The 22,584-nt window shown below is 58.9% G+C and carries 24 protein-coding genes; 8 read left to right on the top strand and 16 right to left on the bottom strand.

Annotated elements, in window-relative coordinates:
- Positions 1–8 precede the first annotated feature (8 nt).
- The 4 genes from ACZRMH_RS18680 to ACZRMH_RS18665 are packed head-to-tail and all read left to right on the top strand — an operon-like array spanning position 9 to position 3,154.
- On the top strand, positions 9–968 hold the full coding sequence (locus ACZRMH_RS18680) for an ABC transporter permease (RefSeq protein WP_464014684.1): 960 nt from the start codon (positions 9–11) through the stop codon (positions 966–968).
- Positions 965–1,771 carry an ABC transporter permease gene (locus tag ACZRMH_RS18675; protein WP_464014683.1) on the top strand — a complete coding sequence of 269 codons (807 nt, stop codon included), beginning with the start codon at positions 965–967 and terminating at the stop codon, positions 1,769–1,771. Before ACZRMH_RS18680 ends, ACZRMH_RS18675 begins: the two co-directional genes overlap by 4 nt.
- Entirely contained in the window at positions 1,771–2,562 is a 792-nt protein-coding gene (locus ACZRMH_RS18670; RefSeq protein WP_464014682.1) for an ATP-binding cassette domain-containing protein, read from the top strand. The genes ACZRMH_RS18675 and ACZRMH_RS18670 overlap by 1 nt, the downstream gene beginning before the upstream one ends.
- The gene (locus ACZRMH_RS18665; RefSeq protein WP_464014681.1) at positions 2,555–3,154 is read left to right on the top strand and encodes an ATP-binding cassette domain-containing protein; all 600 of its coding nucleotides are present in this window, start codon (positions 2,555–2,557) and stop codon (positions 3,152–3,154) included. Before ACZRMH_RS18670 ends, ACZRMH_RS18665 begins: the two co-directional genes overlap by 8 nt.
- Before the next feature lie 137 nt (positions 3,155–3,291).
- Here ACZRMH_RS18665 and ACZRMH_RS18660 read toward each other — a convergent pair whose 3' ends face one another.
- The 7 genes from ACZRMH_RS18660 to ACZRMH_RS18630 all read right to left on the bottom strand — a co-directional run bounded on the left by ACZRMH_RS18660 (position 3,292) and on the right by ACZRMH_RS18630 (position 10,698).
- Positions 3,292–3,630 (bottom strand): DUF6388 family protein, encoded by a 339-nt coding sequence (locus tag ACZRMH_RS18660; protein WP_464014680.1) that lies wholly within the window; start codon positions 3,628–3,630, stop codon positions 3,292–3,294.
- Entirely contained in the window at positions 3,623–3,871 is a 249-nt protein-coding gene (locus ACZRMH_RS18655; RefSeq protein WP_464014679.1) for a helix-turn-helix domain-containing protein, read from the bottom strand. The genes ACZRMH_RS18660 and ACZRMH_RS18655 overlap by 8 nt, the downstream gene beginning before the upstream one ends.
- A gap of 114 nt (positions 3,872–3,985) precedes the next feature.
- A complete protein-coding gene (locus ACZRMH_RS18650; protein WP_464014678.1) occupies positions 3,986–5,371 on the bottom strand; it encodes a nucleobase:cation symporter-2 family protein in 1,386 nt (461 codons plus the stop codon).
- 365 nt (positions 5,372–5,736) lie between these two features.
- Entirely contained in the window at positions 5,737–7,122 is a 1,386-nt protein-coding gene (gene lpdA / locus ACZRMH_RS18645; RefSeq protein ID WP_464014677.1) for a dihydrolipoyl dehydrogenase, read from the bottom strand.
- 2 nt (positions 7,123–7,124) lie between these two features.
- Complete coding sequence (locus tag ACZRMH_RS18640) at positions 7,125–8,405, bottom strand: dihydrolipoamide acetyltransferase family protein (protein ID WP_464014676.1); 1,281 nt, start codon at positions 8,403–8,405, stop codon at positions 7,125–7,127.
- Positions 8,406–9,461 (bottom strand): alpha-ketoacid dehydrogenase subunit beta, encoded by a 1,056-nt coding sequence (locus ACZRMH_RS18635; protein ID WP_464014675.1) that lies wholly within the window; start codon positions 9,459–9,461, stop codon positions 8,406–8,408.
- 4 nt (positions 9,462–9,465) lie between these two features.
- Positions 9,466–10,698, bottom strand: a complete 1,233-nt coding sequence (locus tag ACZRMH_RS18630) for a thiamine pyrophosphate-dependent enzyme (protein WP_464014674.1) — start codon at positions 10,696–10,698, stop codon at positions 9,466–9,468.
- 198 nt (positions 10,699–10,896) lie between these two features.
- Between ACZRMH_RS18630 and bkdR the strand changes: the two genes are divergently transcribed.
- Positions 10,897–11,385, top strand: a complete 489-nt coding sequence (gene bkdR / locus ACZRMH_RS18625; protein ID WP_016781430.1) for a Bkd operon transcriptional regulator BkdR — start codon at positions 10,897–10,899, stop codon at positions 11,383–11,385.
- 1 nt (position 11,386) lies between these two features.
- On the opposite strand, the gene ACZRMH_RS18620 is transcribed toward bkdR, so the two are convergent.
- Entirely contained in the window at positions 11,387–11,932 is a 546-nt protein-coding gene (locus tag ACZRMH_RS18620) for a histidine phosphatase family protein (protein ID WP_464014673.1), read from the bottom strand.
- 118 nt (positions 11,933–12,050) lie between these two features.
- Here ACZRMH_RS18620 and copC point away from each other — a divergent pair, with 118 nt between their 5' ends.
- Together copC and copD are read left to right on the top strand one after the other, a co-directional pair.
- Positions 12,051–12,425, top strand: coding sequence for a copper homeostasis periplasmic binding protein CopC (gene copC, locus ACZRMH_RS18615; protein ID WP_464014672.1), 375 nt, complete (start codon positions 12,051–12,053; stop codon positions 12,423–12,425).
- A gap of 16 nt (positions 12,426–12,441) precedes the next feature.
- Positions 12,442–13,281 carry a copper homeostasis membrane protein CopD gene (gene copD, locus ACZRMH_RS18610; RefSeq protein WP_464014727.1) on the top strand — a complete coding sequence of 280 codons (840 nt, stop codon included), beginning with the start codon at positions 12,442–12,444 and terminating at the stop codon, positions 13,279–13,281.
- Positions 13,282–13,513: 232 nt separating this feature from the next.
- Here the strand turns inward: copD and lpxO are convergent, their stop codons facing one another.
- The 8 genes from lpxO to ACZRMH_RS18570 form a co-directional block, all read right to left on the bottom strand.
- Positions 13,514–14,413 carry a lipid A hydroxylase LpxO gene (gene lpxO, locus ACZRMH_RS18605; protein WP_464014671.1) on the bottom strand — a complete coding sequence of 300 codons (900 nt, stop codon included), beginning with the start codon at positions 14,411–14,413 and terminating at the stop codon, positions 13,514–13,516.
- Between the two features lie 219 nt (positions 14,414–14,632).
- On the bottom strand, positions 14,633–15,568 hold the full coding sequence (locus ACZRMH_RS18600) for a PfkB family carbohydrate kinase (RefSeq protein WP_464014670.1): 936 nt from the start codon (positions 15,566–15,568) through the stop codon (positions 14,633–14,635).
- Positions 15,561–17,024, bottom strand: a complete 1,464-nt coding sequence (locus tag ACZRMH_RS18595) for a purine-cytosine permease family protein (RefSeq protein WP_464014669.1) — start codon at positions 17,022–17,024, stop codon at positions 15,561–15,563. Before ACZRMH_RS18595 ends, ACZRMH_RS18600 begins: the two co-directional genes overlap by 8 nt.
- A 99-nt stretch (positions 17,025–17,123) precedes the next feature.
- On the bottom strand, positions 17,124–18,128 hold the full coding sequence (locus tag ACZRMH_RS18590; RefSeq protein WP_464014668.1) for an ADP-ribosylglycohydrolase family protein: 1,005 nt from the start codon (positions 18,126–18,128) through the stop codon (positions 17,124–17,126).
- Complete coding sequence (locus ACZRMH_RS18585; RefSeq protein WP_464014667.1) at positions 18,125–18,838, bottom strand: GntR family transcriptional regulator; 714 nt, start codon at positions 18,836–18,838, stop codon at positions 18,125–18,127. Before ACZRMH_RS18585 ends, ACZRMH_RS18590 begins: the two co-directional genes overlap by 4 nt.
- A 141-nt stretch (positions 18,839–18,979) precedes the next feature.
- Entirely contained in the window at positions 18,980–19,669 is a 690-nt protein-coding gene (locus ACZRMH_RS18580) for an endonuclease (RefSeq protein WP_464014666.1), read from the bottom strand.
- A gap of 4 nt (positions 19,670–19,673) precedes the next feature.
- A complete protein-coding gene (locus ACZRMH_RS18575) occupies positions 19,674–19,925 on the bottom strand; it encodes a DUF1654 domain-containing protein (protein ID WP_464014665.1) in 252 nt (83 codons plus the stop codon).
- 168 nt (positions 19,926–20,093) lie between these two features.
- On the bottom strand, positions 20,094–21,173 hold the full coding sequence (locus ACZRMH_RS18570) for an asparaginase (protein ID WP_464014664.1): 1,080 nt from the start codon (positions 21,171–21,173) through the stop codon (positions 20,094–20,096).
- A gap of 444 nt (positions 21,174–21,617) precedes the next feature.
- Here ACZRMH_RS18570 and ACZRMH_RS18565 point away from each other — a divergent pair, with 444 nt between their 5' ends.
- Positions 21,618–22,571 (top strand): substrate-binding domain-containing protein, encoded by a 954-nt coding sequence (locus tag ACZRMH_RS18565; protein ID WP_464014663.1) that lies wholly within the window; start codon positions 21,618–21,620, stop codon positions 22,569–22,571.
- Positions 22,572–22,584 lie beyond the last annotated feature (13 nt).

Here is a 22,584-nt window from a genome sequence, read left to right as displayed (position 1 = left end):
TACGCGGCTTGTCGCTGTACGTTGTGCGCATGTTGGCCCTGCTGCTGGTGACGGCAGCGGGGACTTTTGCTTTGCTCAGCTTTTCTCCGGTGGACCCGATTCGCGCCTATATAGGCAATGACCTGCTGCATGTGCCACCTGAACAGTACCCGTTGATCGCTGCGCGCTGGGGCCTTGATCTGCCATTGTGGGAGCGCTTTTTGCGCTGGTTCGGGCAAATGCTGCAAGGGGATTTTGGTTACTCGATGCTGTATAACGCGCCGGTTTCGCAAGTGATCGGCGAGCGTTTTGCCACCTCCTTTGCATTGCTGTTTTCGGCCTGGCTGTTTTCCGGCATTGTCGGCCTGGCCATGGGCCTGACGGCGGGGCGCTACTTGAATCGCTGGCCTGACCGGCTGATTTCGACTCTGTCCTACGTGCTGGCGTCCATGCCGACTTTCTGGATTGGCTTGCTGCTGCTGTCACTGTTTGCCGTAACCCTCAACTGGGCGCCGATCTGCTGCGCCTGGACTCCCGGCAGTAATGCCGAAACCGCGACTTGGGGCGACAAACTCAGGCACTTGATATTGCCGATGCTGGCGCTGGGTGTGCTCGGTGTCGGCAATATCGCCCTGCATACCCGCTCGCGGGTGGCCGAGGTGATGAACAGCGAATTTATCCGTTACGCCCATGCCCAGGGCGACAAAGGCTGGCCGCTGATCAACTTTCATATTCTGCGTCACGCTGTAACCCCTGCTTTGTGCCTGCAATTCGCCTCGGTGGGGGAGTTGATTGGTGGCTCGCTGCTGGCGGAAAAGGTGTTTGCTTATCCGGGCCTGGGGCAGGCCACGATTGATGCGGGGTTACGTGGTGATATTCCGCTATTGATGGGGATTGTGATGTTTTGCGCGGTGCTGGTGTTTACCGGCAACAGTATTGCCAACGCGCTGTTACTGCGCCTGAACCGAGGGGCGGCGCGCCAGCTATGACTTACGATCCAAATCGCGCTTTACTCAGGCTTTGCCTCTCATTGCTGATATTGCTGGGGCTGATTGCCTACGGTATCTCGATCATCAATATCGATGTCTCAATGGACCTGCTGGCCCGGCGCCTGCCGCCATCGGCCGAGTATTGGTTTGGCACCGACAGCCTGGGGCGCGATCTGTGGCTGCGGTGTTTTCAGGGGATGACCACCAGCCTGCAAATCGGCCTGACTGCGGCCTTTAGCAGCGGTTTTCTGGCGATGCTCGCGGCCAGTTTGTGCGCGGTGAACAAAACCCTGGATTACCTGATTCGCGGGCTGATCGACAGCATGCTGGCGCTGCCCCATTTGTTGCTGCTGGTGTTGATTTGTTTCACCTTGGGCGGCGGCAAGCAGGGGGTAATTCTGGCCGTGGCACTGACCCACTGGCCGCGGTTGGCGTTGATTTTGCGCGGCGAAATCCTGCGTATCCGCGAAACCGATTTTGTGATGCTCTCGCACAGGCTGGGCAACAGCAGTTTCTATCGCTGGCGCCATCATTTGCTGCCTTTGCTGTTGCCGCAGTGGATTATCGGCACCCTGTTGATGTTCCCCCATGCAGTCTTGCATTCGGCGGCGTTGAGCTTCCTGGGTTTTGGTCTGGCGCCCCATGATCCGTCATTGGGCCTGTTGCTGGCTGATGCGCTAAGGTACTTGAGCAGCGGCGCCTGGTGGCTGGCGTTGTTCCCGGGTTTGATTCTGGTGGGTCTGGTATTGGTCTTCGACCAATTTGCACGGGCATTGCAGCAGCTCTGGATAAGGATTACCTGATGCTGAAATTCGACCGGTTCGCGATTGACGTTGCCCACTACCATTGGCTGGGCCACAAAACCTGGCACCCGCTGCTGAGCAATATTTCCCTTGAAGTCCGGCCCGGCGAGCTGGTGGCACTGGTGGGGTCCAGCGGCGAGGGCAAAAGCCTGCTGCTGCAGAGCACCTTGGGCCTGCTGCCAGAGAGCATGCGCTGTCGCGGAGACATTGTGCTCGACGGGCAGGTGCTGGGTGATGCCGCCAAGGTCGATCAGCGCGGCAAAGCGCTGTGTTACGTACCTCAGGGGGTCAGCGCCCTGAATCCGCTGATCAAGGTCGGGCCGCAATTGATGCGCGCGGCGCGGCTGGGTGGGGTCCAGCTGGGTCTGGAGGATGTGGCAGAGCAACTGCAGCGCTACAACTTGCAGCCGGGGCTGGTGCAGGAGTTTCCGCGCACCTTGTCGGGGGGGATGGCCAAGCGTGTTCTGGCCTGTAGCGCGGCCCTGACCCATGCCCGTTACATCCTGGCTGATGAAATTACCGCGTGGCTGGATGACGAGCACGCCTGCCAGTTGCTGACCCATCTCAAGGGCTTTTGCCAGCAGGGGCGCGGGATATTGTGGGTGACCCATGATCTGGCACTCGCGGCGCGTTTTGCCGACAGTATTGCCGTGCTGCACCAGGGTGAGCTACACGAAACCCTGAGCGCTCAAGCGCTACGCGAGAACGGCGGCAGCCCGTGGTTGCGGTCGTTGTGGGCGGCGTTGCCCGAGCAGCAGTTCTTTGCCCGCCAGGAGCCAGAATATGCTTGAGGTTCGGCAACTCAGCATTGTTCAGGATGGCCAGAGGCTGTGGGACTCGGTGTCGTTTCAGGTCAGGCCGGGGGAGCGTCAGGGTATCTCGGCGCCCAGCGGTTTTGGCAAGACCACCCTGGGGCGGGTGCTGGCGCAATGGCAGTCGGCGACCTCGGGCAGTGTCAGCGTGGGCGGCAAACCGCTGTCGAAAAAGGGCTATTGCCCGGTGCAACTGGTGCCGCAGCATCCCGAACAGAGCTTCAATCCTTATCGCACCACGGGCGAAAGTCTGCGTGATGCCTGGTCACCGGATGCTACCTGGCTCGTTCGCCTGGCGGTAAATCCGCAGTGGCTGGCGCGCCGCCCGGACGAATTGTCGGGCGGGGAGCTGGCGCGTATCGCTTTGCTCCGGGCGCTGGATCCGCGCACACGCTACCTGATTGCCGATGAAGTCACGGCACAACTGGACCCGCATATTCAGGCGCAGGTCTGGCAAGTGTTGCTGGAGGAGGTCAGGCGACGTGAGCTGGGGCTGATTGTGTTCAGCCACAACAAGGCGTTGCTGGAGAAGGTGTGTTCGAGTATCTGGCACCCTGGCAAATATTTGTAGTCGTTGACGAGGAACGAAGGCTGCGATCGGCTGCGCAGCAGTCGTAAACCATGCTGCTCGAGGTTTCAGACAGATCACGCTTCTCGCAATTACGACGATTTCATCGTCGGACGTAGCCTCGCGGAGCTCGTCAACGACTACCGGGATTTTGCCTGCAGCCCATGCAACTCGCAGTATTCAGCCCAGCTCATACCGGCCATTTGCGCGACCTCGCGGTGTACTTCAAGGCGCTGGGCCTCGAATTCCTGCGCGGTTGCACTGGTCAGTTGCAGCGTCAATTCCCAAGCAAAAAAGCCCAGGCGTTCTGCCTCGGCCTCAAAGGCTTCATTCAAGCGTTCCTGACGATATTCCTTCATCGATTGGCCCACTGCGCGAGCGGCCAACGGGTTCAACGTTTCAAGCTCGGCGGCCAGTTCCGGGTGCTCGGCGAGAAAACGGTCCAGAGCTTTTTGATGGTTGGTTCCGGGTTCAGACACAACGATCTCCACGTAGTTTTTCAGGGGTGTCGAAATGCAGGGAGGGGCAGCCGGTGATGATGTACAGCACATCAATACCCAGCAGGGTGATGGCCGACAGATAATCGGCGCGGGGCAGGGTGATATCGCGTTCATAGCAGCTTTGGGCATGGCGCCCGACACCGCCAGCATCGGCCAACTGCGCCTGAGTCAGCTTCAGGCGTAAACGCTCTTTTTTCAGCCGCTCACCGTATGTGTTCATTTACGTCGCCCAAATCAGGCAATAGTGGTGATAAAAGAGTAAGGCAAATGGTGAAAGAGGGAAAGTTTTACAGCGCGGCAGAATGCCGTAGGGCACCCTGCCGTGGAGAATGCTTTACAACGCCGATTTTTTCTCGGCTTCCGGCAGGAACCAGTTCAGCAGCAAGGCACAGATACCGCCTGTGGCCACACCGGACTCCAGCACGTTGCGAAGGGCTGCGGGCATATGTGCGAGGAACTCCGGCACCTGCGACACACCCAGGCCCAGGGCCAGGGATACGGCAATGATCAGCAGGGCGCGACGGTCCAGGTTGATGCTGGCCAGGATATTGATCCCCGAGGCCGCTACGGCTCCGAACATCACCATGGCCGCACCGCCCAGTACCGGCTCCGGCACGGCCTGAATGGCACCGGCCACGCTCGGGAACAGGCCCAGCAGGATCAGCATGCCGGCAATCCATACGCCGATATGGCGGCTGGCAATCCCGGTGAGCTGGATCACGCCATTGTTTTGGGCAAACACCGAGCTTGGGAAGGTGTTGAAAATACCCGCCAGAAACGAGTTGGCACCGTTGACCAGCACGCCGCCCTTGATGCGCTGCATCCATATCGGGCCTTCTACCGGCTGGCGCGACACCTTGCTGGTGGCGGTCACATCACCGATGGCTTCCAGCGAGGTCACGAGGTAGATCACCAGCATCGGGATAAACAGCGCCCAGGAGAAGCCCAGACCGAAGTGCAGGGGCATCGGCACCTGGAACAGCTCGGCCTGGTGCATGCCGGTGAAGTCCAGGCGGCCCAGATAGCCGGCCAGGGCATAGCCCACGGCCAGGGCAATCACAATGGCGCAACTGCGCATCCACACCAGCGGGATGCGGTTGAGGATAACGATGATTGCCAGTACCACACCCGACAGCATCAGGTTTTCGCCATTGGCGAAGGTACCGTTACCCATGGCGGTGAAACCGCCGCCCATGCTGATCAGGCCGACCTTGATCAGGGTCAGGCCGATCATCAGCACCACGATGCCGGTGACCAGCGGAGTGATCATGCGTTTTACAAAGGGCAGAATCCGCGAGATGCCCATTTCGACGAACGAACCGGCAATCACCACGCCAAAGATCGCCGCCATCACGCCTTCAACCGGCGTGCCTTGCTTGACCATCAACGCACCGCCGGCAATCAGCGGGCCGACAAAGTTGAAACTGGTGCCCTGGACGATCAGCAGCCCGGCGCCAAAAGGGCCGAAGCGTTTGCACTGAACGAAGGTGGCGATGCCGGAGATGACCAGCGACATCGACACAATCAGGTTGGTATCGCGGCTGGACACACCCAGCGCCTGACAGATCAGCAGGCCGGGGGTGACGATCGGCACGATAATGGCCAGCAGATGTTGCAGGGCTGCCAGAAAGGCGATCCACGGCTTGGGACGGTCTTCAAGACCCAAGACCAGCTCGCTGGTCTGAGGCTCGGCTTCAAGCGGGGTTTTCAGAGAGGTCATGGCAAGCGCCCTGGAAAAAAGAGCGCGATTCTACTGGTCTTGGGCCATTACGCCCAGTGTTGGTTGCGTGTTAAAGCCACGATAGGGGCAGCCATATGTGCCAGGGTGGCAGATGCTGTGAACGTTTCAAATCCTGTGGGAGCCGGGCTTGCCCGCGATGCAGGCGCTGCGGTTTGGCAGGTGAACCGGTTTTGCCTGCATCGCGAGCAAGCCCGCTCCCACAGGTTTTGTGTTGCTCACACAGTCTGATGCATACAGGGTCAAATGTAGGAGCGGGCTTGCTCGCGATAGCATCACTGCGATTTACCTGGCAGATGCGTTGTGCATCGCAGGCAGGCCCGCTCCCAAACTGTTGTTAGTTGCTCTTACAAATGCAACGCATGCCCCAAAGCACGCAGCGCGGCTTCCTGCACGGCTTCACCCAGGGTCGGGTGAGCGTGAATGGTGCCGGCAATGTCTTCCAGGCAGGCGCCCATCTCCATGGACTGGCCAAAGGCCGTGGACAGTTCCGAAACACCCACGCCCACCGCTTGCCAGCCGATAATCAAGTGATTGTCGCGGCGTGCCACAACCCGCACAAAGCCGGTCCTGGACTCCAGGGTCATGGCCCGGCCATTGGCCGAGAACGGGAAACTGGCGCTGATAAAGTCCAGGCCCGCCGCTTCAGCCTCGGCCGGAGTCTTGCCGACTACCACAATCTCCGGATCGGTAAAGCACACTGCCGCAATGGCCGTTGGGCTGAACTCGCGCTGTTTGCCAGCAATGATTTCGGCAACCATTTCGCCCTGTGCCATGGCCCGGTGAGCCAGCATCGGCTCGCCGGTCAGGTCGCCAATCGCCCACACGTTGCGCATGCTGGTGTGGCAACGGTTGTCGACACGAATCGCCGGGCCGTTCATGGTCAGCGCCAGGGCTTCAAGGTTAAAGCCTTGAGTGCGCGGGCGGCGGCCGACGGCCACCAGCACCTGATCTGTTTCCAGGGTCTGGCTCTGGCCCATACGGTCACGCATCGACAGGGTCTTGGTGCTGGCCTGGAAGCCTTCGACGCTGTGCTCCAGATACAGGGTAATGCCCAATGCCTTGAGGGATTCGGCCACCGGCAGGGTCAGTTCCTTGTCGTAAGTCGGCAAGATCCGGTCACGGGCTTCAACCACGGTCACTTCGGCGCCGAGCTTGCGGTAGGCAATGCCCAGCTCCAGGCCGATATACCCGGCGCCAACCACGGTCAGGCGCTTGGGAATGGCTGTTGGCTGCAGGGCTTCGGTGGACGAAATAATCGCCCCGCCAATCGGCAGGATCGGCAGGTCAACGGTCTGCGAGCCGGTGGCCAGCAGCAGGTGTTCGCATTCGATACGTTGCCCGTCAACTTCCACGGCCTTGCCATCGAGGATTTTGGCCCAGCCGTGGATGACCTTGACGCCATTCTTCTTCAGCAGCGCGCCGACGCCGGAGGTCAGGCGATCTACGATGGTGTTTTTCCATTGCACGCTCTGGCCGATATCCAGGGTGGGTGCCTGGGTCTTGATCCCCAGCGGTGAGCCGTTGCTGTAACGCTGGGTGGTATGGAACTGCTCGGCAACGTGAATCAGCGCCTTGGACGGGATGCAGCCGACATTCAGGCAGGTACCGCCCAGCGACTGGCCTTCGATCAATACCGTCGGGATGCCCAGTTGGCCAGCGCGGATTGCCGCCACATAGCCGCCAGGGCCGCCACCGATAATCAGCAGCGTAGTGTGTTGGGTTGGCTGCATGTTCACTCCAGAAACAGGGTGGCAGGTTGTTCGAGCAAGCCACGCATGGCCTGGATAAATTGCGCCGCGTCCATGCCATCAACCACGCGATGGTCGAAGGAACTGGAGAGGTTCATCATTTTGCGGATCACGATCTGGCCTTTGACCACCATCGGCCGCTCGACAATGCGGTTGACACCAATGATCGCCACTTCCGGCAGGTTGACCACCGGGGTGCTGACGATACCGCCCAACGCGCCAAGACTGGTCAGGGTAATGGTGGAACCGGTCAGCTCTTCGCGGGTGGCTTTGCCCGTGCGCACGGCATTGGCCAGGCGGGCAATTTCATCGGCCGCGCCCCACAGGTTCAGGGTTTCGGCATGGCGAACCACTGGCACCATCAGGCCGCCGTCGCTTTGCGCGGCAACGCCGATATGGGCGGCGCCAAAGCGGGTGATGATTTGTGCTTCGTCGTCGTAACGTACGTTGATCTGCGGGAAGTCGCGCAGTGCCACGACCATCGCCCGTAGCAGAAACGGCAGCAAGGTCAGCTTGCCGCGGCTGTCGCCCCACTTCTGGTTAAGTTGGGCGCGCAGCTCTTCGAGGGCGGTGACGTCGACTTCTTCGACATAGCTGAAGTGGGCAGCGCGGCGCTTGGCGTCCTGCATGCGCTGGGCAATCTTGCGGCGCAGGCCGATCACCGGGATCTGCTGTTCGTCGTTGCGTTTGGCGTAACCGCTGGCTGGCGCGGTACTCGGGCTGGTGTCTTGGGCCAGGTAGGCGTCCAGGTCGTCATGCAGCACACGGCCAGCATGGCCACTGCCGACCACGAAGCGCAACTCGATCCCGGCATCCCAGGCACGCTTGCGCACGGCCGGGGAGGCCAGCGGGCGCTCGTTGGCTTCGCGGGCCACAGGTGCCGGGCGCTGAACTGCCGCCGCTTTGATCGCAGGGGCTGCAACCACTGCAACTTCAACGCGGGCTTGTGGCGCGGTTTTAGGCGCAGCAGCTACAGGTGCTGGCGCTGCGGCAGGCTGGGCGCTTTCACGCAGGTTGCCAGCCCCTTCGACTTCGATGCGGATCAGTTCGCTGCCCACCGCCATTACTTCGCCGGGCTGACCGCCCAGGGCCAGGACTCTGCCAGCCACGGGGGAGGGAATGTCCACGGTGGCCTTGTCGGTCATCACATCGGCCACCACCTGGTCTTCGCTGACCATGTCGCCGACTTTGACAAACCACTCCACCAGTTCAACTTGAGCAATGCCTTCGCCAATGTCCGGCATCTTGATAACGTGCGTACCCATTCAGACCTCCATAACCCGTTTCAAAGCTGCACCCACTCGCGCCGGGCCTGGGAAGTAGGCCCACTCCTGAGCATGGGGATACGGTGTATCCCAGCCGGTTACGCGCTCGATTGGCGCTTCCAGGTAGTGGAAGCAGTGCTCTTGCACCAGTGCGATCAGCTCGGCGCCAAAACCGCAGGTGCGGGTGGCTTCGTGCACGACTACGCAACGGCGGGTCTTCTTTACAGAGGTAACGATGGCATCCAGGTCCAGCGGCCAGAGGCTGCGCAGGTCGATGACTTCAGCGTCGATGCCGGTTTCTTCGGCGGCAACCTGCGCCACATACACGGTGGTGCCGTAGGTCAGGATGGTGACTTCAGTGCCGGGGCGCACAATGGCGGCGCAGTCCAGCGGTACCGTGTAGTAACCGTCAGGAACAGCGCTGGCCGGGTGTTTGGCCCACGGCGTAACCGGGCGATCGTGGTGGCCGTCGAAGGGGCCGTTGTACAGGCGTTTTGGCTCAAGGAAGATCACCGGGTCATCGTTTTCGATGGCGGCAATCAGCAGGCCCTTGGCGTCGTAGGGGTTGGATGGCATCACGGTGCGCAGGCCACAGACCTGGGTAAACATGGCTTCCGGGCTCTGGCTGTGGGTCTGACCGCCGTAGATGCCGCCACCGCAGGGCATGCGGATGGTCATCGGGGCGATAAACTCACCGGCCGAGCGATAGCGCAGGCGTGCAGCTTCAGAAACGATTTGGTCGGACGCCGGGTAGAAGTAGTCGGCAAACTGGATTTCGGCGACCGGGCGCAGGCCGTAGGCGCCCATGCCCACAGCGGTACCGACGATGCCGCTTTCCGAGATGGGGGCGTCGAACACCCGCGAGCTGCCGTACTTGGCCTGCAGGCCTTCGGTGCAGCGGAATACGCCGCCGAAGTAGCCCACATCCTGGCCAAACACCACCACATTATCGTCGCGCTCAAGCATGACATCCATGGCCGAGCGCAGGGCCTGGATCATCGTCATGGTGCTGGTACTCACGGCGTTCTCCATCTGAATTTTATTGTTGTCGTTCATCTGGTTATAACCCCAATTCCTGGCGTTGCCGACGCAAATGCTCGGGCATTTCCTTGTACACGTCTTCAAACATGCTGGCGGCGCTCGGTATCTGACCACCGGCCAGGGTGCCGAAACGCTCGGCTTCCTTTTGCGCGCCGATAATTTCGGCTTCCAGCTCGGCGCTGACCGCGATGTGCTCTTCTTCTGACCAGTTGCCGGTGGCAATCAGGTGCTGCTTGAGGCGAATAATCGGATCGCCCAGCGGGAAGTGGCTCCAGTCATCGGCAGGACGGTACTTGGAAGGGTCGTCGGATGTGGAGTGCGGGCCTGCACGATAAGTGACCCACTCGATCAGGGTCGGGCCCAGGTTGCGCCGCGCACGCTCTGCGGCCCAGGCGGAAGCGGCGTAAACGGCGATAAAGTCGTTGCCATCAACCCGCAGCGAAGCGATCCCGCAGCCCACGCCGCGCCCGGCGAAAGTGGTGGACTCGCCACCGGCAATGGCCTGGAAGGTCGAAATCGCCCACTGGTTGTTGACCACGTTGAGGATCACCGGGGCGCGGTAGACGTGGGCGAAGGTGAGGGCGGTGTGGAAGTCGGACTCGGCAGTGGCGCCATCACCGATCCAGGCCGAGGCGATTTTGGTGTCGCCCTTGATCGCCGACGCCATGCCCCAGCCAACAGCCTGTACGAATTGGGTGGCGAGGTTGCCGGAAATACTGAAAAAGCCGTAGTCACGTACCGAATACATGATCGGCAATTGCCGACCCTTGAGCGGGTCGCGCTCGTTGGAGAGCAACTGGCAGATCAGATCCACCAAAGGCACATCGCGGGCCATCAGAATGCTTTGCTGGCGATAGGTGGGGAAGCACATATCGTCGATATTCAAGGCCAGGGCCTGGGCGCTGCCGATGGCTTCTTCGCCAAGGCTCTGCATATAGAACGACATTTTTTTCTGGCGCTGGGCGACCACCATGCGGGTGTCAAAAATGCGCGTCTTGAGCATGGCGCGCATACCCGCACGCAATACCTCGGTCGACACGCCTTCAGCCCACGGGCCAAGGGCCTGGCCCTGATCGTCGAGCACGCGAATCAGGCCTTTGGCCAGGTCGGCGGTGTCGGCAGGTTCTACGTCCACAGGGGGTTTGCGCACCGAACCGGCATCGGTCAGGCGCAGGTAACTGAAGTCGGTCTTGCAGCCTGGGCGGCCAGACGGTTCGGGAACGTGCAGGCGCAGCGGTGCATATTCATTCATGGCTTTCTCTACGCTCGATCTTGTCGTGTTTATTAGGCGCGGGAGCTAGGTGGACGATCTGTCTGATAAAAGACTGGATTTTGTCCTACAACAATCATATTCCTGACAGTGAAGAATATTTCTCTGTAGTTCGTTGTGCTTTGCAGCATTTAAGGATAAGAATTCTGCATAAACATAAAAAACAGGTGTTTTTGTCTCATGCGCAAGCTAGATCGAACCGATATAGGGATTCTCAACAGCCTTCAGCAGAATGCGCGCATCACCAACGCGGACCTTGCGCGTTCGGTAAACCTGTCGCCAACGCCCTGTTTCAACCGGGTCAAAGCCATGGAAGAACGTGGCCTGATCCGCGAGCAGGTGACCTTGCTCGACGCCGATATGCTGGGGCTGCACGTCAATGTGTTTATCCATGTCAGCCTGGAAAAACAGGTCGAGGAAGCCCTGCAGCATTTTGAAGCGGCGATTTCCGATCGCCATGAAGTCATGGAGTGCTATTTGATGGCGGGCGACCCGGATTATCTGATCCGGGTACTGGTGCCCAGCATCCAGGCGCTGGAGCGTTTTATGATGGACTTTTTGACCAAGGTGCCCGGCGTGGCCAATATCCGCTCCAGCTTCGCGCTCAAACAGGTGCGCTACAAAACCGCGTTGCCGCTGCCCCCCGGAGGGCTGACCCTGGAAGAGTGATTTACACCCGCAGCCGCCAGCGCTCGTTGAAACGCAGATCGACCACGGCCAGTGGCTCTACGTCAATCAGGTTAAAGGACGCCGTGCTTGCGGCCAGCGCATGCAAAATGGCGGCGCGGATAACAAAGGGGTGAGTGACCACGGCAAAATGGCCTTCCTCGCGAAACTCATCGAGCCAGGCACTGACCCGCAGGCAGAGGTCTTGCACGGATTCGCCGCCGTGGGGCGCTGAATACGGGTTGTTGATCCAGCTGGTCAGGCCCTGGGGCATGCTCTGTTGCAGGTCTGACAGGCGCAGCCCTTGCCAGTCCCCAATATCGTAGTCCCCCAGCGCGGGAATGATTTCAATCTCGCCGCCCAGAGCCTGGGCGGTTTGCAAGGTGCGGGTTTCGGGGGCGCACAGGATGCGTACCGGCTTTTTCAGCCTTGCACTGATGTCAGCGACTAGCAGCAAGCCCTTCGGATCAGCTGGTTCATCCAGGGCAAAGCGGCCCAGACGCTGCGCTTCGGTGCGGGCATGACAAATAAAGCTGAGGCGGGTGGGCATGCTTAAGTCCTTGCAGGAGAGGCGTGGTATCTGGTTGCGGGTTACTGCGTGCGCTCGCCCTTCAAGTCAGTTTAGGCGAGTATTATGACCGCGTATTTCACTCTCAAGGTACTTTGCAATGTCTGCTGCTCTCTTGAAAAAACTCCTCAATACCGCTGCATTGTTGACACTGATGGCCGGTGCCAGTGCGGCGTTTGCCCATGCCCACCTCGAATCATCGACACCTGCGGCCGCTAGTACGGTCAACAGTGCCAGTGAATTGCGCCTGGTATTTACCGAAGGCGTGGAGCAGGCGTTTACCAAGGTTGTGATCAGCCATGACCAGACGCCGGTGGCGGTGAGCAGCATCAAGACCGAGCCTGCGAACAAGAAAGTTCTGATCGTTACTCCGGCGCAACCGCTGCCAGCAGGCACCTATCAGGTGAAGTGGAACGCAGTATCTGTGGATACCCACAAGAGTGCAGGCGATTACAGCTTTACGGTGAGCAACTGAGTTGACTGTCAGCGCCATGGTTGTCTGCCGGTTTGTGCATTTTAGTGTGCTGTTGCTGATGTTCGGGGCCTGTGCGTTCAGGCCCTTGTTACTTCGCGCCTGGCCATCTTTCGAGATTGATCGGCAACTGTGTCAGGTCAGTCGCATACTGGCGTGGCTGGGGTTGCTCAGTGGTTTGGCCTGGTTGCTGCTGACCACCCATTCAATGGCTGGCAGTTGGTCTGAAACGCTGGATCCAGCCACGCTGTGGCTGGTGCTGGGGAGTACTTTTTTCGGGCAGGTCTGGGCTTTTCATCTGCTGTTCTGCGGGCTGTTGCTGATCACCCTGCATGCCCGTACCGGGTTGAACATTGTCTGGTTGCTGAGCTTTCTGTTGCTGGCCACTCTGGCGCCGGTGGGGCACGGTGCGATGCTCGATGGCTGGCGCGGGCAACTGCTGATGCTCAACCAGTTGGTTCACCTGGTGTGTGTCGGGGCCTGGATCGGTGGGCTGTTGGGTTTGCTGATGATCCTGGTACGCCAGGCCGGGCAAGCGGTGGGCACGGTATTGCAGCGCTTCAGCAATTTGGGGTTTGTGCTGGTTGCCGGAATCATTCTGACCGGATTGATCAATACCCGGGTGTTGACTGGAGTGCTCTGGCCTACGCCTTTGTTTGAAGGTTTCGCACTGATCCTGCTGATCAAGGTGACATTGGTAGGCGTGATGCTACTGCTGGCACTGTTCAATCTGGTAATGAGCCGCTTGGGGCACCTTGCCGTTTTACGTAGCAGTGTGGCGCTTGAATGGCTTTTCGGGCTGATGGCCGTGGCCGCCGTTTCACTGTTGGGAACCCTGCCACCGTTGGTGGCGGGTTAAAAACCTTGTAATTGTGGGAGCGGGCTTGCCCGCGATTCAGGCGGAGCGGTCTGACAGGCAAACCGCGTTGTTGCCATCGCACGCAAATTTCATGCTTGCGGGGACTATTGTGGGAGCGGGCTTGCCCGCGATTCAGACGGCGCGGTCTTGCAGGCAAACCGTGGTGATGCCATCGCAGGCAAGCCACACACAGGTCTGCAGCGCTACTTGATTTAAAGCCCGTAAATGAGGCCTAGATCAACAAAAACACGCCTAGCAACCCACCAAACACCAACCATTTTTCTGCGTAGTAACGCGTGCGGTTGCGTTTTTTCAGTTCCTTGCCGCGCAGACGAATCTTGTATAACCGGGTAAATGCACGGTTCAGGGCGCCGGTTTTGTCGCTGGCATCGTTAGGTGAACTGGCAGACGCCATCACCGTGCGGCTAAACCACTGATTGAAGGCGCTGGCCCAGCGATATTGCATCGGGCGTTCGATATCGCAGAACAGGATGATGCGGTTTTTATCGGTGGTGTTTTCGGCGTAATGGATAAAGGTTTCGTCGAAAATCACCGCTTCGCCGTCACGCCACGCATAGTTTTTCCCGTCGACATTGATATAGCAGCCCGGGTCATTGGGCGTGTCCAGGCCCAAGTGGAAACGCAGTGAACCGGCATAAGGGTCGCGGTGGCGCACCAGCTTCGAGCCCGGCGGTAATTCGGCAAACATGGCGGCCTTGATCGTACCGATGCCGTTGAGCAATTCGATGGTTCGCGGGCACAACTCGACCGCTGAAGGATGATTATCGCCATACCATTTCAGATAAAAGCGCTTCCAGCCGCTTTTGAAGAAGGAGTTGAAACCTACGTCATTCGGCTGTTCGGATCGCTTGATTTCGCCTGCCTGCAGCAGGTTTCGCGCTTCTTCGCGAATCTCCTGCCAATGGTCCTGCAAGGGCTGCAACTCGGGGAAGTCGGCAGGTTTCAGATACGGCTGGCTGGGAACCTTGGAAAACAAGTAAAGAAAGCAGTTGATAGGCGCCAGAAAGGTCGAGTGATCGCTCAGTTGACGACCCAATTTATGGCGAACTTTGCCCCGCAGGTGCACATATGCAATGGACAAAACGTAGACAGCAATAATGATGAGTTTCAAAAGTATCGTCACAAGTCAGGAGAAACGCAGCCCTGCAAACACGCAACTGGCCCGATATTCCGCAGGAAATATCGGGCCGTGGTGTCGCTTTGTGGGAGCCAATGCGTAAGGTTAAAGCAGCACTTTGGGCATTTTCCAGCTTTTCATGACGTTTTTGTCATCTTTGCTTACAGTCTTTGGTCGTGTTGCGGGCAGGGCTCTGGTATGGAGAAAGGCCATTTATGCCTCGTCAATACAGCTTTTATTCATGATGGCATCGACTTCGGCGGCATTCGGTGCTGTGGCGGGGCCCTTGCGGGTGACGGCCAGTGCCGCTGCGGCATTGGCCCGCGCCGCGGCTTGCGGCGTGCTGTACCCGGCGGCCAATGCGGCAATCATCACCCCCGTGTGAGCGTCTCCAGCGCCGTTGCTGTCGATCGCCTGCACCTTGAACCCGGCAATATGCTGCTGGCCGTGTTCAGTGCTGATCCAGCAGCCCTGCGGGCCGTCGCGCACAACGATGACGCAGTCACCTGGCAGGCGGCCCGTCAGGGCGGCCATGGCGTCTGCCAGTGAGGTAGTGCTGGTGAAGCTCTGTGCTTCAGCGCTATTGCTGGTCCAGAGGTTCAGGCCCGGCAACAGGGCGTCAAGCAGCTGCGGTTCGATATCGGCCAGTAACGGGCCGGGGTCGAAGGACAGATGCACGTCGGCCGCCAGGCTCAGAATCCAGCTCAACAGTGGCCGGGCTTTATCGCTATGCAGCAGGCTGTAACCGCTGACATAGACGTAATCGTCCGGCTGGACGCTGACCTGTGCCAGATCGTCGGCAGACAACCCGCCTTCGGCGCCGATACAGGAAATAAAGGTGCGCTCGGCGCTGGCTTCGGTGAGCGCAACGCACAATCCGGTGTCCTTGCCCGGGTCGACGGGCAAGGTCATTTGTATGCCTTCGGCGTGCATCGCCTGACGCGCCAGGTCACCGAACTGGCCCTGACCATGGCGCCCCAGATACACACTCTGTAACCCGTTACGCTGGGCAGCGGCCATTACATTGAAGCCGCCGCCTGGGTGAAAGCTGGCGCTATGGGCCAGGGCATCGCCACCGGAACGGGGCAGGGTGTCCAGTGCCATGGCCAGGTCGACGATGACCTGGCCGGTATGCAGCAATCTAGCCATGCGAGGCATCCACTGCAGCGTGGCGACGGTCTTTGGCGCCACCCATCAGGGCATACAAACCACCCGCGACAACGAATGTCATGACCCAGCCAAGACCGTTATGGCCCAGCCATGAATCGGCCAGCGGCCCGACAAACCAGTCGGCATCCGAACTGCCGACCCGGGTAAAGCAGAATCCCAGCACCAATGCCACGGCCCAGGCACTCAATGCCCGCCATTCGATGCCGCCCTTGTACCAGTAGGCGCTGCTGGCGCTGACGTCGAGCAGGTCTTTGGCGCTGTAGTAGTGGCGGTGAATCAGGTCGACGACAAAGATCGCCACCCAGGCGGTAATTGGAATGGCGGTGAGTGAGATAAAGGTGATGAAAGGCCCGTAGAAGCTATCGGCAAACAGCATGAAGTAAATCGAGCCACAGAAAATCGCCACGATATCCACGACCACGGCCTGTACACGTTTGATCCTTATGCCCAGGGTCAAGGTAGTCAGGCCTGCGGAATAGACTGACAGATGATTGGACAGCAGCAAGCCGCCAAAAGCACTGAGCAGGTAGGGAACGGCCATCCAGGCAGGCAGCATGTTGCGGATTGCGGCAATAGGGTCGGTGGCGGAAGCCAGGTCGTGATTGCCGACCGACAGCAAGCCGCCCAGGGTGATCAGCAACACCAGCGGAATCCCCGCGCCCCAGGCCGCGGAGGCCACCAGTTGTGAGGCGCTGACACTGCGTTTCTGATAACGCGACATATCCGCCCCGGCGTTGGCCCAGCCAATACCGGTGCCGGCAGCCATGATGCCGATGCCGATTATCACCGCGCTCATGGGTGCAGGGCTGGCGCTAAACACACCTTGCCAATTAATGGTGGCGCAGAGAAAGCCGCCGACCAGTAAGTTCAGCGCACCAAACACATAGGTTGCCCACTTCTGGATGAGCACCAGCGTGGCATGGCCAAGGCCGGAAACTGCGAGGGTCAGCAGGGTGAAAATACCGATAAACACCAGGGTCAGCCCGGGCGCGCTTTTGGCGTCGGTTGGGGTGTTGAACAGGATCGTGCACAGCGACAGCAGCACGAAGGCAGCAGTGGTGGTATTGACCGTTTCCCAGCCGACACGTGAAACAAGTGAAACCAGTGTGGGGGCGATGTTGCCGCGTACACCGAAGATTGCCCGCGATAGCGTCAGGCTCGGCGCTCGCCCGCGTCGTCCAGCAATGGAGATAACGCCTACAACGGCGAAGGAGCCGGCTGCACCGATCAAGGCGACAATGACGACCTGCCAAATCGCTAACTGATGAAAGGCCACCAGCGTGGCACCCAGCGGTAAACCGAGAATGCTGATATTGGCCGCAAACCAGACCCAGAACAGTTGCAGCGGATTGCCATTGCACTCGTTTTCGGGGACTGGCTCTATGCCGCGTGTTTCCAGTTGCCCGGCACTGTGCCCGGCGTCAGGGGATGTCATGGAGTGTGGCTCCTGATGCGGTTGTTATCGTTGTACGCAGCGTATGTGTACACCTGGCCTCGGGTCTGAGGCCAGGTGTTTGCTGTCCATGGCAGGGTGTTATGTGTTGCGAAGTGTCAGCAGGTCGCGTACCAGCGGCTCCAGTTGCAGGCTGTTGACCTCGACGATCTGTTCGATCAGCGCCGCTGGCCAGTGTTCCAGCCCGCCGCAGGCGCCCAGCATGGCGCCGAGGATGGCGGCTATGGTGTCGGTATCGCCGCCAATGCTGGCGGCCATGCACAGGGCATCGAAACTGTTAAGGTCGCCGTTCGCTACACGTTGTGCGAGGGCAAAGGCGGCAACTACGGACTCTTGAGAGGCCACCGATGTGCCGATCACGTCATACAACAGGTCGCCGATATTGTCAGGGTTGCATTCGTGACTTGCGTGCCTGGCCCAGCGAATACGCGGGCCTATCCGGCCGCCAGCCACCCAGTGGCCATGGTGTTCCGCCATAAACGCCATTTCGGTGCCCGCATTGAGGGCGTGTTCAAGTTTTTTGCCATTGAGCCCGCTGGATATGACGGCGGCGACGGCGGCTGCGCTGGCAATCCCAAGGCTGGTGTTGTGAGTCACCTGGCACGCCTGAACAACCGCCTTGATAAAGCGTTCCGGCTGGTTGATATCGCTGGCGATGCCCACCGGGGCGATGCGCATGGCCGCACCGTTGGTGGTGCCATAACGGCCGGACTGTTCTGGGCTGTGGCCAGCGAGGATCATCTCGATCGCGCGCTTGGTCGACGGCCCCAGCAGATCCTGGGAGCCTTTGGCCTGCATGGTGGACTCCCAGGCAATCAGGCCCTGGGCAAGCAGGTGGGGGTCAATATTGCCCTGGCCTTCGACCAGTAGTTGCCCGACCAGAATGGCTTGCTCAGTATCATCGGTGATTGAACCGGCGATCATGCCCGGGGCAATGGGTTGATCGGCCGGGGCGTTTTCAAGCGTTGTAATGTGCCCGAAGCGGGTCAGAATTTGCCCGCGGCTGAACGACTGGGTGGGCATGCCCAGGGCGTCACCCAGTGCCAAGCCATAAAAAGCACCGAGCGCTCGATCCATCGATGTCATGTGGGTGTTCCAAACGAGTGGTACATACGAAAGTGCAGCGGATCGAGCCAGCTTTCGACCATTTCCATCAAGCGGCCCTGGCGGTCGTAAGTGGTGCGTAATGCCTTGAGAAAAACCGTTCCGGCCGGGCGCCCGAGCAAAAGGGCGTCTTCTTCGTTGAGCGGTTCGGCACCAATCCACTGGTCGCCCCTGTCGCCCACAAAGCCGTAGGCCGCCAGGGTTATAGTCAGTGAGTCATCAATCAGTCCTACCCTTGGCAAGCCTTCAAGGCCCCCGGTGGCAGGCATGAGCGAGCGCTCCAGAGAGATTGCCGTGCCATCATCTCGACGGCGGCGGCGCTCCAGAATGATAAATTGGCTCAAGCCAAATTGATGGAGCAGGTCTGGGCGCTCTATGGCCTCGAGGCGAAGCAGCTCTGTGTGAATCCGGGCTCCGGTACTGGCCAGGGCCTGGGTCCAGCCATTGTTCTGGTCTAGCGTTATACCGTCATAGGTGACGATGGCGCCGCCTTCGGTTTGCGTAGCAATATATTTTCGCCTTTCCAGTTCAGCCAGTGCTGCGCGCAACGTACTGGGGCTTACACGCAGTTCTTGAGCTAATTGGTCTTCTCCTGGCAGTAAATTACCGTCTGCCAGCAGACCGCTTTCGATACGGTGGACGAGTTCGTCGACCACCCGTTGTTGTTTGTTGAATCGAACCTGTTTGATCATGCCAAAAGTATTAGCTCAGCAATGCCGGTTCGGCAATGTGCGAACCCGGTTTTGGTCATAAATTTTTGGCGGTGACTTCACTTGAAGGGACAGGAAAGGTGCCTTGAGCCGGTGCTGTCATCACGGCTCAAGGCTGGCGCGTCAGCCACAGGCCTTGAGGTTGACCGGGCCAACGAACTCGTTGCCACGACCCATCACGCAGGCTACGGCCTGATTGCGCTGGCGCTCCCAGGCCTGGACCGGGTAGGTCTTGTTCCACGCCTCGTAGAGCTGGCGATCCTGTTTTGACAGACGCAAGTTGTACTGCTTGCTCATATAGAAGTAGGTGCGGGCAATCATGCCGCGAATGGAGGGCCGGGGCATGACCTTCTTGGACTTGAAATCCACCTGGGTCAGGCACGAGCCATATTGGCCCTTTTGCGCTGGCAGCCAGCCAAAACTGAAGTTGCTTCTGTCGCCGTTGACCTCGCCGATACTGGGCACCAGATTGTGCAGGTCCGCTTCCGCAACCTTGTACACCGGGTCGTTGCGGGTGCAGTTTTTACGTCCACCACTTTGCCAGCATTGGCGCTGATGGCCGATCTGCCAGGCGGGAACGATATGTTCCCACTCGATACGTGCGGCCCGGTTGGCATTTTTGCGCGGGATATAGCCACAGGCTTTCAGGTCAACGCGGTTGCCGGTGTATTTGCAGCCGCAGTAGAACTCGGTGGACTGCGGGGCGTAGAGCTTCCAGGCGACTTTCTTGGCTTCGCTGAAGGTTTGCGGGGCAGCAGCGTGTGCGCTTAAAACGGTAAAGAGACTGGCCAGTGCCAGTAAACAAACCCTCATCGATTCAATCTTCCTCAGGCACGGTCCAGAAAACGTTGATGGCACCGTCATCGCGATAGGCAATGGTGACGTTATCGTTTTCGGAAATTTCTTCGATCAGGCGTTCCCAAAACTCCGGGTTGTCGCCTTCGAGTCGTTCAAGCACGGCCATTTTGTCTTTTTGCGCTTTGGGCGAGCTGATGATTTTTTGAATACGCGTGCCGAAAATTTCGTAGGGGCTTGGGGGGGTCGGCGCTTTCGCCGCTTTTTTAGCCATGATTCGATCCTAGGTGTGCTGTATGCGCATACAGTATTTAACTGCGCCAGATTTGGCAACTGTTTGGTGCTTGGGCAAGCAAACCGGGGTTTGGTTCGGGCGTAAAAAAAAGCCGCCTCCCGGAGGGGAAGCGGCTTTCTTGAATCACAAGTGCTTGAAGCCTGGGGTTTAGTACTCCCAGAACATCCGCTGCAGCTCTTTGCTGTCCTGGGTTTTGGTCAGTGCGACCATGGCCAGGATGCGGGCTTTCTGCGGGTTCAGGTCGTGGGCCACTACCCAGTCATTTTTGTCGTCTGGCTGTTCTGCGTTACGCAGTACGAAGCCGCCGTTGTTGACGTGGGAAGAGCGAATGATTTGTACGCCATCCTTGCGCAGTGCTTGCAAGGTTGGCACCACACTCGAAGCCACTGAACCGTTGCCGGTACCCGCGTGGATGATGGCCTTGGCGCCGGATTGGGCCAGTGCCTTGTAGGCAGTGTCGTCAACGTTGCCGTAGGAGTAGGCGATGCCTACGTTTGGCAGGCTCTTGATGTCTTTAATGTTGAACTCGGAATCCATGGTGTGGCGCTTGGCAGGCAAGCGGAACCAGTAGGATTTGCCTTCAACCACCATGCCCAGCGGGCCCCATGGGCTTTTGAAGGCTTCGGTCTTGATGTTGATCATTTTGCTGACATCACGGCCGGACTGGATTTCGTCGTTCATGGTGACCAGCACGCCTTTGCCACGAGCGTCTTTGCTACCGGCAACTGCGACGGCGTTGTACAGGTTGAGCATGCCGTCAGCCGACATGGCAGTGCCCGGGCGCATGGAACCTACCACGACGATCGGCTTGTCGGTTTTTTCAACCAGGGTCAGGAAGTACGCGGTCTCTTCCAGGGTATCGGTACCGTGGGTGATCACGATGCCATCGACATCATCGCGATCGGCCAGCTCGGCAACCCGGCGGCCCAACTGCAGCAGGTTTTCGTTGGTGATGCTCTCGGATGCAATTTGCATCACTTGCTCACCGCGAACGTTTGCCAATTGGCTGAGTTCGGGAACACCGGCAATCAGTTTGTCGATGCCGACTTTGGCTGCGGTGTAAGTGGCGCTGTTTGCCGCACTTGCGCCCGCGCCGGCAATGGTGCCGCCAGTGGCCAGAATGATTACGTTGGGTTTGCTGGCAGCTTCTTGTGCCTGGGCTGCTGGCAGTGCCAGCAGAAGGGCCAGGGCGCCTGGAATAATGGTTTTCAACACAGCATTTTTCATTGTTTTATCTCTTATTAGTGAGTGTGCCGATGTATGCACACCGTGCACGGCACGAACCATCCTTTGGCTGCGCGCGGTGTGAGGGGAAGCACTATCCATGCCATCGCTCGCGACTCTATATGAAGAGTATAAGCTAATGATTTATAGGGAAATATTTCTCTAGATGGATTGTTCGTTTTGACCCTGGACGGTTTCCCGAACAAAAGCGCATTTTCTGTTCGGAGATTCGAATGCGCATTGATCGAGTATCGGCTGTTTTTCACGTTGACAAATAACAGGCGGTTTTCCATAGTGAGGATCAAGCAAACGTTTGCGCGGCGTTTTTGTGAGCCTGTTCCGGCAGGTTCTCAAGCATGACCTATTGCCAGTTACACGGCTGTTGGCACTCAGGCGTAGCGCGGGCAGGACGTTGCTCACAATAATCATAAGATCGGAGTTACTTCCATGAAGCTGCCATTTGCTGGACGCCTTCTCGCTGTCGCCATGCTGGCTGCGGCATCCCTTACGCTCCCTCTCGCTCATGCGGACACCCCGCAAAAACCCAAAGTCGGGCTGGTGATGAAATCGTTGGCCAACGAGTTCTTCGTCACCATGCAAAAGGGCGGTGAGGACTATCAAAAAGCCAATGCGGCCAGTTTTGACCTGGTCTCCAATGGCATCAAGAATGAAACCGACACCGCCGGCCAGATCGACATCATCAATCAGATGATCATCGCCAGGGTCGATGCGCTGGTTATTGCCCCCGCGGATTCCAAGGCTCTGGTTTCAGCCATCAAAAAAGCCAAGGATCGCGGGATTGTGGTGGTCAATATCGATAACCAGCTGGATCCTGAAGTGCTGAAAAGCAAAGGTATCGAAGTGCCATTTGTGGGGCCCAACAACCGGCAGGGTGCCCGCGAAGTGGGTGAGTACCTGGCGACCAAACTGCAGGCAGGCGATGAAGTGGGGATCATCGAGGGCGTCTCGACCACCACCAATGCTCAGATGCGCACCGCAGGTTTCAAGGATGCAATGACCGCTGCCGGTATGAAAATCGTGCCGGTGCAGTCAGGTAATTGGGAAATCGACGGCGGCAACAAGGTCGCAGCAGGCATGCTCAGCGAGTACCCCAACCTGAAGGCCATCCTGGCAGGCAACGACAGCATGGCGCTGGGCGCGGTTTCAGCAATCCGTGCCGCAGGCAAGGCTGGCAAGGTCCAGGTCGTCGGCTACGACAATATCGATGCAATCAAGCCGATGCTCAAAGATGGCCGGGTACTGGCAACGGCTGATCAGGCTGCAGCCAAGCAAGCCGTTTTTGGTATTGAAACCGCGCTCAAACTGGTCAAAAAAGAGCCGGTCGAGAACCTTAAGGACGGTGTCATCGATACCCCTGTGCAACTGGTCATTAACAAGTAACCCAACTCGCTGT

Source organism: Pseudomonas sp. B414 (assembly GCF_055408445.1).
The sequence above is the reverse complement of the archived record's forward strand: the minus strand, read 5'-3'. Positions and strand labels throughout refer to the sequence as shown.